This is a genomic window from Paenibacillus sp. E194 (assembly GCF_000935845.1).
Lineage (GTDB): Bacteria > Bacillota > Bacilli > Paenibacillales > Paenibacillaceae > Paenibacillus_B > Paenibacillus_B alvei_B.
In genome coordinates, this window is record NZ_JMDX01000201.1 from 1 (window position 1) to 10,582 (window position 10,582).

The following is a 10,582-nucleotide window of genomic DNA, read 5'->3' on the forward strand; positions in this document are numbered from 1 at the left end:
AAGAATAACCATTCTGTACATCTGACATCATTCGGAATAGCTCGATGTATAATGGGTGCCCGTTCTCCGACTTCTTCCGCTCAATGCAAGTTGCAAGAGCCTTGGGAACTGTCTCGCCCGCTTGTACGAGCAGATTCAGCTTATTAATCAATTCGGGGAGCTCCAGCTGAATATCCTGACGTCTGCGTTCCGCCTTACCGACAACCTCCTTCCCGCGTACTAGCGGCAGAACGATACCAAGCAGCATACCTCCAGCCATGTTGGCGAAACTTCCGTCCGTCACAGCAGGGAGAATACATCCAGCTACGACTCCGGCAAATACATACAATCCCATCTCCGCCAGAAGTGCGCGATACATCGTGTGGGACAGGGCTGGACCATGCATTTGCATTAGCGACTGCCTCAACTGAGCCAGAGCAGGATGCGTATCAAGCGTTGGTTGCAAACGTTCCAGCCACATCAGGGGTGCTGGAAGCCATTTCGCTGTCTTTACTTCCGGCTGGATCGAGGCAAGTAATTCCGCATAGCGGGCCTTTCCTACTTGATTCATCACAGCATAAATCCCTATTACAAGCAGGCATGCCAATCCCCACATCCATGAAGGCAGCATCTACCAACCTCCTTCCTGCTATATTGCATAAACGAATTACTACACTCTAATGTCCATTAATTTGCGAATTAGCAAGATCCCAATGGACAACACAATCAATGCAGCTGTTGCAATCACTCTGCCGACTCCTTCATATAACGGCGTCATAAAATCAGGCGAGGTCATATTGAGAAAAGCTAGAAACAAAAATGGTGCAGCCATCATCGCTTTCATCTCCAGCCTCTTCTGTGCGACTAATATTTCAATTTCCTGCATAATATCCATCTTCTCTCCAATAACGGAGGAAGTTCTGCGCACCACTTCAATGAAATCCCCGCCTGTCCGCTTGCAAGTAACAAATACATCTGCAAAATTCGCGATATCGTCCTGCTGTGCCCGCTCACTGAAGTCCATCATGGCTCGTTCCACTGGCTCGCCATTCTCCATTCGCAATGACAAAATACGAAGCTCCCGAATCATATCCACATCAGTTCCGGGATAGAGCAGCCTCAAATCCTGTGCAGCCTCACGGAAAGCATTCTCCATTGATCGCCCTGCACCTAGTGCAGAAGACAATGAATACAAGGTCTGCTTGAACTGCTGGGTTAATTGTGACCGCTTTCGTTCAAGCAGTGTCTGCTGCCGAATCTGAGTAAATCGAACCCCGATGACTGACAGCATGATCATTCCGATCCAATGCTGGTAGAACAGATATCCGATCCCTGCCATTGCAGCACATCCAACAAAGATCGCCAGTAGCTGCTCCTTGCGGTTCAAATGATATACATCGTAGCGAGGCAGTCCAGCTTCAGTCTTGATCTTCGATCCCTTCATCGTCCGCGCCCCCTTCTGCTTGAGGCAGCGTCAGCCCCGCCATTCGCAGCTTGTCCACATGCTGCAACGTATCGCGCTTAACAAGGCCTCCTAGAATTTTGCCGCCTTCCTGCCCGTGTTCCACGAATTGATACAGGCTCGACAGCTTCACTTCACCTTCTGCAAATCCAATTACTTCGGCAATCTCCTGCACTTTGCGGGATCCATCTCGCATCCTTGCCAAATGAACAATGATATCAATTGCGGAGGCAATCTGCTGTCTAACGACGACAACCGGCAGCGAAGCCCCACTCAATACCATCGTTTCCAAGCGGCTCACCATATCTTTGGGCCCATTGGAATGACCCGTAGATAAAGAACCATCATGGCCCGTATTCATTGCCTGAAGCATATCCAAAGCCTCAGCACCGCGCACTTCTCCCACAATAATGCGGTTTGGCCGCATACGAAGGGAAGCTCGAATAAGGTCACGCATGGCTATGGCTCCCTTTCCTTCCGAATTCGCATTGCGCGTTTCCAATGACACCAGATTCGGCACGGATTGAATTTGCAGCTCTGCTGCATCCTCAATCGTAATCACCCGTTCATCAGATGGAATGAACTGAGACAAAGCGTTCAAGAACGTCGTCTTGCCCGATCCAGTTCCACCACTGATGAACAAATTGTACTTCGCCCTGACCAGCGTCTGCAGAATTTGAGCCGCCTCATCACTCATCGTGCCGTATCGTATGAGATCCTCCATATGAAGTGGCTTAGAAGGAAACTTCCGAATCGTTACCGTGGGCCCCTTAAGCGCGATTGGGGGCAGGACAACATGAACCCTTGATCCATCTCGCAATCTCGCATCGACGATTGGTGAAGACTCGTTCACCGTACGATTTACTTGAGAGACAATCGCCTGAATAATGTCCTCCAGCTTCTCCTCGCTTTCGAAGGTATGATTTAATTTCTCCATATGTCCTTGACGTTCAACGAATAATTCCCGATGACTGTTTACCATAATCTCCGTAATTTCGGGATCATCAACGAGCGGCTGAAGCGCATCAAGACCACGGAAAGAGTAAAAGACTCTGCGTACTACTATTCGAAGATCTGCCGAGGTCAAATTCCCCGCCTTCGAAAACGCAAACAACGCTTGTTCGATTCTCTCTATTAATGCTTCATCAGATAACGGTTCCCCCCATTCCATACTCTCGCGCACCTGCTGCCGAATTGTAAGATATAATTCATCAAGCAACATCAGATTAGACTCTGTCCCAGAAGGCTTCAGCTGGAACTGGCGCTCCTCGTCCCCATGTACCATCAACTCACCCCTTACCGCGCTCCGCTGAATAATCCCAACTCTGAACCTGCCCATTCCTCCAAGGTTGAACGGAATACACTCGATTGAAGCCATTGATCAAATCGATAAATTTGCTTCCAAGCTGGTATGTAAGGCAGATATCCTGAGATCGGGGCATCACGCTGCTGCCATGAATTGAGCATCGTCCCCATATAACGATTCACACCCATCCTAATGAGCTTGCTCCGATGACGCACAACAGACTCTTCCGCAATCGCCCACTGCTGCAGCAACAGCTTCGTCTTCTGTATATAGGCCATATCATCAAGGAGCAGCCACATTACCTGATCTGCCACGTCCCATACCGCTTCGAATGGAGAGTGAAAATACGCGCCCTCCACAATAATCAAGTCGTACTGCCCACTGCTCCGAAGCATATTCAACAATATTCGCAGCATACTGGCATCCATCCACTTCCATTCCTCTGCCAACTGCTTCGGATGGAGCATTCGCGCTCCTATTGTAGGAACACTCAGCATATATGGATCTAAGGAAAGCGGCTCATTCCCCTGCCCTCCCTCTGCCTTCTTCAAGTAGTAAAATAATTGTGCTAAGTTGCTCTGATCTTCATTCTGTTCGATCGGTTCCTGTAGTAGCAAACTGTATTCTTGGATCGGATCTACATTCAAAAGGAAGGGTCGAAGACCTGATTGAGCAGCCGCAGCGGACAAATGAAATGCCGTTGTTGACTTCCCTGCTCCGCCTGAAGTTGAAGTAATGCCAACGATGCGGCACGCAGTGTTGCTCCGCTTCTCCCCTTCGAAGGCAATTTCCGATTCACAATATCCAATGATGGATTGGAACAACTGCGGAATGGGCTGATATGGATTCTCTATCCAACAAGGTAAGCCGGCTTCTGCCAGTTGTTCAGACTTCTCTGCGGATAATGCGATTACGATTATTCCTCTCACATCAGACGAAGACAGTGTCCCAAGCAGCTCAGGTGCTGCGACTAGAACATGTATGCCTGGCTTCAAGCGCAAATAGTGACCAAGCGTATCCGCCTGAGTAAATACACGAAGGTGGAGCTTCTCAGCATAGGCCGATTGCTTCCAATAATCCGTGTATCCGTCTAAAATGCGCTTCTGCGGATGTGCCACTACAATATCCCATCTATTAATCCCACTCCCCCCTTTCTACTTCACAGATTTGAAAGCCCTGGCAATCCAATAAGGACATAAAAAAACACCGCCATTAAACGGGCATCAATGCTGATGCTTCGTTTCATGACGGTGCTTCCGTACATTCTCGTATGAAGTTATTTCAACAGTATCACAAATATACCCATATTTCAACATATTTTTCCTTATTTATAATACCCCGTTCAAAGCTCAGCACCTAGCCTAGACAGAAGTCTAGGCGCTTTATAGACCGAGGTTGGTTACCGAATCTTTCTTTAGAAGGTAACATAAAAGATGACATCTCAGTTGAATCCTTACGTCACTCTATTTATATCCGAAGAAAGGAAGTCGAACAATGAAATACGCTAAATTTGCTTGTATCCTCTTATCTACAGCGAGCATAAGTCTTGCAGGCTGTGCATCCGATAATGAATCCTCTGCAAAATGGAACACGAGCGACATAACATCCTCATCCTCCATACCAGTTATATCTGAAAGAACATCTACTGCACTCAGTAAGGTATCAGCTAGTGATCACGATAAAGCGAAATCTGATATTAACAATGTACATACAATCCGCATTCTGAGCACAGCAGCCAACATTACCGTTGTCGGGGATCCAAAATTAAGCCAAGCACAATGGGAGCTTAAAGATGGAAAATCCAGTACAATGGAGACAACCGTGAGTGCTACAATAAATGATAATACGTTAACTATTCAGCTGAATTCGAAGCAGAAAAATGCCCTTAATACAGGTCCGTTGCCAACCTTGAACGTGCACGTTCCAATTAAAGACTATGAAACCTTGGAGATTAGCAATGAATTTGCTAGAATCTCACTTGAATCTAAATCAGCATTATATCCACGCAATCTAGTTGTTAGCGGCAGTGCAAGCGACATTACCTCCTCCAATGTTATTGGAACAGAGAGCAGCAAGCTCCATACGGAATTTGGCAAGATCTCATATGATTTGCCGGAGAAGCTAGAGGCCCTTTACGTCAATCTGTCAACAAGTATGGGAAGCATTAACAACCATGTTGAATTGAACGAAGAGAGTGAATCCAATCAATTCGTCTCTAAAAATGTTAAAGGCCATATCGGATCACCTAAAGCGGATAGCCCAACCTTACAACTCTCTACCCAGGTAGGTAAAATTGAACTGAATCGTTAACGCATGTTATATCCCAAATAAAGCTGCTGTCAGCAAACTAATGAAGCCCGTATCTATTCAATAACGATAGATACGGGCTTTATTGCACAGTATTAATATTTGAATTGAGATAAGGTTTCCTTCAGATTCGAGGATACTTCCTCAAGCTGCTGAGACAGCTCGACTAAGCGGTTCGATACATTCAACTGTTCCGTGCTTAACGATGCAACCTCTTCGGAAGTAGCAGATGCCTCTTCCGCAACTGCGCTTACATTGCTCATCGCTTCTACCAGAATGGACTGTGCCTCATTTAGACGCCCAATGGAGCCTGTCACATTTCCAAGCTGCTGAATCATGCCATCCATCTGCTGCTGTACCGTTGAGAAAATGACATCTGTCTCCTGTACAGCTTCCGCTTGTTTCTGGAAGAGGGGGAATGCTTCTGACAACGCTGTTACGGTCTCCGTAATCTCTAGCTGAATCTTCTCCGTAATTTGTCCAACGATATCGATGGACTGCCTTGATTGATCAGCAAGGTTCCGAATTTCATCAGCAACGACCATAAATCCCTTGCCTGCAGTTCCTGCACGCGCAGCCTCAATGGTTGCATTTAGGGACAGGATGTTCGTTTGCTTCGTCATGTTATGGAGGACATCCAAAATTTTGCGAATCGATTGTGTACTGTCACTCAGTGTATTGACCTTCGTCGCAAGCGAGCGCATCATATCCCCGGTGGAAGTCGTGCGGCCCATTAAGGAAGTCATATTCGAAGCACCAAGCGTGCTCGATTCGGCAACCGCTTGAACCGAATGATCCATTTGTCCGTTGGCATCTATAACATTCGACATTTGCGAAGCAATACTGTGCGTGAGATCGTGACCTCGCTCAGCCTCCACCGCCAACGAAGTAGCTCCCTTCGCGATTTCCTCTGTGGCAATCGCAATTTCTTTCGCGGAGATCGCCGTGCTGCGTGATGCTTCAGACAAGTAAGAAGCTGTTTCTAAGACGGCACGAGCGCTTGCATCTGTGCTTTTCACGAGATTCGTAATCTGCTCCATCATCGTATTGAACCCATTCGCAAGCTGGCCAATCTCATCCTTAGACTTAGGAACTGCGCGTACTGCCAGATTGCCCTGTGCACCCTCATTCATGAGATTCCGCAGCTTCACGAGCGGTGTTGCTACCCATTGAATCACCAACCAGCCGATTACGACTGCGATGACGGCAGCAGCCAGCATAGAGATAAATGTAAGTGTCAAGATGGACTTGGCTTCCTTCACCAGTTCAGCTACAGGAACCGCTCCAACTAGCAGCCATCGGCTCGACGGCATCTGATCATAGACCAGGAGCATCTCGCCATCGGAATCAGAGCTTATCTTCTCGCTTCCGCTAATCGCACTAGTATTGCCCTCCTCAACCTCCGGCAGAAGCCACTTCGGAGCTTCCTTGGTCAACTTCCCATCTTCCTCGGTATAAATAAAATGACCCGCACGATTCACCACTTGAACGGTAGATCCCTCGCCTAGATTAATTCCATCGAGCGACTTCTGGAAAGTAGCCAATCTAATCTCCATCAGAACGATGTATTCGGCCATCCCAGAATTCAAATCACGCATTGGTCTTGCAATTCCGAATGTAGGCTCCGGCGCCTTATCAACACCTTTCGGCATTGTATCTACCCAAATGGATTGTCCATTGCTCTTCGTTGCTTCTTCAAACCATGGTTGCTTGCGCAAATCGTCCAGCTTACTCCGAATGCCAAGTGCAGCCATCGTATTGCGCTTTGGATCAATTGGGATCAAATAAATGTTCTCGATTAATGGATTGCCAACACTGTAGGTTTGAAGCGTTTTCGTAATCGCTTCCGTAGATTGAATCTTTTCATAAGCGCTAAGCTGATTGTCCTTCAAGGTTTTGAGCGAAGCAGTCAGGTTTGGATCGAACATAATCTGCATCGTCATATTGTTGAACTGGCTCAGCTGAAGATCAATTTTTTGCGCTGCTTGGATCATAGTCTGATAATTAGACTTAGATGCTTGATCTTCAATTGCATTCTTGGAGAATAGATACGAAATCATGCCAACACTAAAAACGAACACAATAATGCTGATTACAAATACAAGAAACAACTTCGTTCCCACGGAACGAGATGGATTCTGAAATACGGATGAAACGAGTGATTTCCAATCCACTTTCCGTGATGTCATCCCCTGTACTTTCTTAAGCCCCTTGAACAACCGATTCATCTCCTTATCGCTATAGTACCTGTGCTGCTATTTAGAAAGCTCGTCCCCTTACGTGCGGCATCGTATCCCGCTGCATAAAACACACCTAAGGGGAGAACTTAGCATCCGAATTCACAAACGCTGCTTCCATCTCGATACTACTGCAGTTCTAGATCAAAGCACTGCACTACATCCAATTTCGCCACCTGTACCTCGCGGAAAAACTGGAAATCTGGATGCTCTTCCATCAACTTCGCGCGTGCCTCTTCCTTCAACTGTTCTTCAGTCATTGGTTCTTCTGACCCAATTACTAATTGATCGACACGTTCTTTCTCACGGTGATCAAAATCAACTGCTTCTGTCGTTACATCCACAATATGAACATAACGGTAAGGACTGTAGCCAACGTGCTTAAACTCTTCATTCAATTTCTCATACTTCATCTATTTGCCTTCACCTTTCTTCTCTTAACCTCGCTGTACTTTTACGCACTACTACTAATATCGGTTAATTAGTCCTATTTCACAATAGTATTATGAAACATTTTCCTCATTTTTTTAATATTCAAACTGTATGCTCTGCAGCAAAGCCTCTAGAAAGAACAAAACGCACCTGCTCGCAAGCAGATGCGTAAATGGCGCAAAGTGTCCCGCCCTACCTGGAGTTGGGGGGCAGATGGACGGGCACATTGAATGACGTTTACGCCAATGCATAGACGCCATACCTGAATCTATTGTGCAGCATTGCTCATACCAATAAAAGGAGATAAATCACATCAGCCACTTCTTTTTCCGTACCCTACGACATAACTTTTTGCTACTTATCTGCTAAGAATTTCACAACCGCCTCACAGACTTGCTTCGAATGCTCAGACAAGGAAAATACATGATCAGAACCATCTATCCACGTAATGTCAGCACGCCCATCCATCGCAGCTGCCAATCGATAAGAAATATAAGGAGGAACAGCGCCGTCAGCCGTCCCATGAACGAACAGCGTTGGGCAATGGATACGAGATGCAGCAGCATACATATCATGCTGTGCCGTATCTTCGAGCAATCCCTGGCCTACGATGAAGCCATTCATGTCCATTCGCCCTTCTTCCAACATCTGCTTAAATCGTGAACCGGCCGCTTCCCTAGCTACAATATCGAAGATATTGGCAGCAGGGCAAAGCCCCACTAAGCGATGCACCTCTTCTCCCAGCTGTGAAGCCGCCAGAAGCGATACCGCTCCACCCATACTGAAGCCCAGCAAGCTGACACGATTCGAGTCAATGCCTTCCATACAACGCACGGCTTGAAATACAGCTAATGCATCCGCCAGCTCAGTTGATAGCGTCATTTCTTCAAACGTTCCATCACTCTCACCGCTGCCTGCGAAGTCAAAGCGAATCGCAGCGACACCAGCCTGTGCCAACTGTTCACTGAGACGTCTAAAGAAGCCTCTGCCCTCCAGCATATGCCCTGTAAATCCATGACTCATTACAACTGCTGCTACTGGTTGTTCCGTAACAGGCAGAGTAACCAATCCACGCAACGTCTTATCATCCCGTTTCCATTCCATCGCAATTTTGCGAATACGGAATGTCTGCTTCTCCAATCCTAGCATACGATTCCACTTCCCCTTTGAAAGTCATTGTATCGTACTAACTCATCATGGTGTGTTCATCATGGTGCCTTCCCCTGCATGAATGCATTAGTCTTTTCCTTGCCTCTTATTCTCCGCAACTGAACGTTCTGTCGAGCTCCCTATCGATTGATTCTCTGTGTCTGACTGGGTATCTACGGCTGCCTGGTTCCGATCCGTGGTACTTCCACTTGTCACCGTACATTGACCATCTTGGATCTGCTCGGTGAACAGTCTTCTAATCTCGTCCCTTTGATTTTTGGCAACGAGAACATAAGCCACATCTCCTGCCAATAACTGCGTGGTTCCTTTGGGCGCAATCATCTCTTCCCCACGAATTATAGCTGTAATCAAGGTGTCATCCGGCAATCTTAATTGATGCAAGTAGCTGTTCTCTATACAAGCACCAGGCTCAATCGTTTTCTTCACCAAGTCCATGTTCGTCTTCCCGACCGACACCAGCTCAAGCGCATGTACCTGCTGCCCGCCTGGTTCGCCAGCCAATCCAAGCCGCTTCGCAAGCGGAGAAATGGTAGCCCCTTGAATAAGGGCAGACGTCAGAACAATAAAGAATACAATATTGAAGAACAATTGTCCATGCTCTAAGCCTGCAATCATGGGATATGTCGCCATAACAATAGGAACCGCACCTTTTAACCCTGCCCAGGCAATAAGTGTCTTCTCCTTGCCTGTAAACTTACTATACATCAAGCTAATGAATACACCGAGCGGTCTTGCAACGAACATGAGAAGAACCGACAACACCAGTCCTTGCCATGTGATCTCCAGCAGCTGAAGCGGGAATACGAGAAGTCCAAGAAGGATGAACATCATGATCTGCATTAGCCAGGCGAAGCCCTCATTGAATCTTACAATCGTAAAACGATATTGCAAATCGGAATTGCCGATGACAAGTGCCATCACGTATACAGCTAAGAAGCCGCTGCCCTTCAGCAGACCAACACCGCTATAAGTAAGGATCGCGAATCCGATTGCAAGTATAGGGTACATGCCGGATGTATCAAGGGCAATTCGATTCAATACTTCAACAATGAACCAGCCTGCGAGCAGCCCTAAGCCAAGACCAAGTCCCATTTGCCATACGAATGAGAACAGCATTTCCCACACAGAAAGATCCGGAATCTGAATCCATTCAATGAATGATATCGTCAAGAAGACGGCCATCGGGTCATTCGTTCCTGATTCCGCCTCCAAGGTGGAGGTCAACCGCTTCTTCACATTCTGGCTTCCGAGAACTGCGAACACGGCTGCGGCATCTGTAGAGCCGACAATCGCACCGATCAACATGCCCTCTTTCCAATCAATTCCCAAGATAAAAACTGAGCACACACCAAAAACCGTAGCAGTAATCAATACACCGATGGTTGCAAGCGATACAGATCCGCCAATGACAGGCCGAATGTCACGCCAGCTTGTCTGCATCCCTCCATCGAACAATATAATGATCAGAGCCAAAATCCCGAATAGCTGCGTTAACTTCGCATTATCGTAATAAATGAGAGGATTCAATGCCATCCCTACAATAATAAACAACACAAGTGAAGGCACATTGAATCGATTCGAGAATTTGGCACTAATCACTCCCGCTAGAAGTAAAGAACCAAATAAGAAAATAATCATATCCGTCGTCCACAAATTCGCATCATCCCTTTCCATCACTATATCGCATAC

9 protein-coding genes are annotated in these 10,582 nt (G+C 46.9%); 1 reads left to right on the forward strand and 8 read right to left on the reverse strand.

What is annotated here, in order from left to right; genetic code table 11:
• From AZ66_RS22025 to AZ66_RS22040, 4 genes are all read right to left on the reverse strand, one after another.
• The coding region (locus tag AZ66_RS22025; RefSeq protein WP_044356800.1) for a hypothetical protein at positions 1-610 on the reverse strand (610 nt) is incomplete at its 3' end.
• Positions 611-649: 39 nt separating this feature from the next.
• Positions 650-1,423, reverse strand: a complete 774-nt coding sequence (locus tag AZ66_RS22030; RefSeq protein ID WP_044356802.1) for a type II secretion system F family protein — start codon at positions 1,421-1,423, stop codon at positions 650-652.
• Complete coding sequence (locus tag AZ66_RS22035; protein WP_044356808.1) at positions 1,398-2,663, reverse strand: CpaF family protein; 1,266 nt, start codon at positions 2,661-2,663, stop codon at positions 1,398-1,400. The genes AZ66_RS22030 and AZ66_RS22035 overlap by 26 nt, the downstream gene beginning before the upstream one ends.
• A gap of 74 nt (positions 2,664-2,737) precedes the next feature.
• Entirely contained in the window at positions 2,738-3,865 is a 1,128-nt protein-coding gene (locus tag AZ66_RS22040) for a ParA family protein (RefSeq protein WP_231586992.1), read from the reverse strand.
• Between the two features lie 376 nt (positions 3,866-4,241).
• On the opposite strand from AZ66_RS22040, the gene AZ66_RS22045 reads away from it, so the two are divergent.
• The gene (locus tag AZ66_RS22045; RefSeq protein ID WP_044356805.1) at positions 4,242-5,057 is read left to right on the forward strand and encodes a hypothetical protein; all 816 of its coding nucleotides are present in this window, start codon (positions 4,242-4,244) and stop codon (positions 5,055-5,057) included.
• A 92-nt stretch (positions 5,058-5,149) separates the two neighbouring features.
• Here the strand turns inward: AZ66_RS22045 and AZ66_RS22050 are convergent, their stop codons facing one another.
• The 4 genes from AZ66_RS22050 to AZ66_RS22065 all read right to left on the reverse strand — a co-directional run bounded on the left by AZ66_RS22050 (position 5,150) and on the right by AZ66_RS22065 (position 10,567).
• On the reverse strand, positions 5,150-7,273 hold the full coding sequence (locus AZ66_RS22050) for a methyl-accepting chemotaxis protein (protein WP_044356806.1): 2,124 nt from the start codon (positions 7,271-7,273) through the stop codon (positions 5,150-5,152).
• Positions 7,274-7,419: 146 nt separating this feature from the next.
• On the reverse strand, positions 7,420-7,704 hold the full coding sequence (locus AZ66_RS22055; RefSeq protein ID WP_021258477.1) for a hypothetical protein: 285 nt from the start codon (positions 7,702-7,704) through the stop codon (positions 7,420-7,422).
• A 373-nt stretch (positions 7,705-8,077) separates the two neighbouring features.
• The gene (locus AZ66_RS22060) at positions 8,078-8,872 is read right to left on the reverse strand and encodes an alpha/beta hydrolase family protein (protein ID WP_044356807.1); all 795 of its coding nucleotides are present in this window, start codon (positions 8,870-8,872) and stop codon (positions 8,078-8,080) included.
• Between the two features lie 87 nt (positions 8,873-8,959).
• Positions 8,960-10,567 carry a potassium/proton antiporter gene (locus AZ66_RS22065; RefSeq protein WP_231586993.1) on the reverse strand — a complete coding sequence of 536 codons (1,608 nt, stop codon included), beginning with the start codon at positions 10,565-10,567 and terminating at the stop codon, positions 8,960-8,962.
• Between the last annotated feature and the right edge of the window lie 15 nt (positions 10,568-10,582).

Coding starts and splice junctions, on each gene's coding strand:
- AZ66_RS22030 (WP_044356802.1), bottom strand. CDS start 1,423: ATGAAGGGATCGAAGATCAAGACTGAAGCTGGACTGCCTCGCTACGAT.
- AZ66_RS22035 (WP_044356808.1), bottom strand. CDS start 2,663: ATGTTGCTTGATGAATTATATCTTACAATTCGGCAGCAGGTGCGCGAG.
- AZ66_RS22045 (WP_044356805.1), top strand. CDS start 4,242: ATGAAATACGCTAAATTTGCTTGTATCCTCTTATCTACAGCGAGCATA.
- AZ66_RS22055 (WP_021258477.1), bottom strand. CDS start 7,704: ATGAAGTATGAGAAATTGAATGAAGAGTTTAAGCACGTTGGCTACAGT.
- AZ66_RS22060 (WP_044356807.1), bottom strand. CDS start 8,872: ATGCTAGGATTGGAGAAGCAGACATTCCGTATTCGCAAAATTGCGATG.
- AZ66_RS22065 (WP_231586993.1), bottom strand. CDS start 10,567: ATGGAAAGGGATGATGCGAATTTGTGGACGACGGATATGATTATTTTC.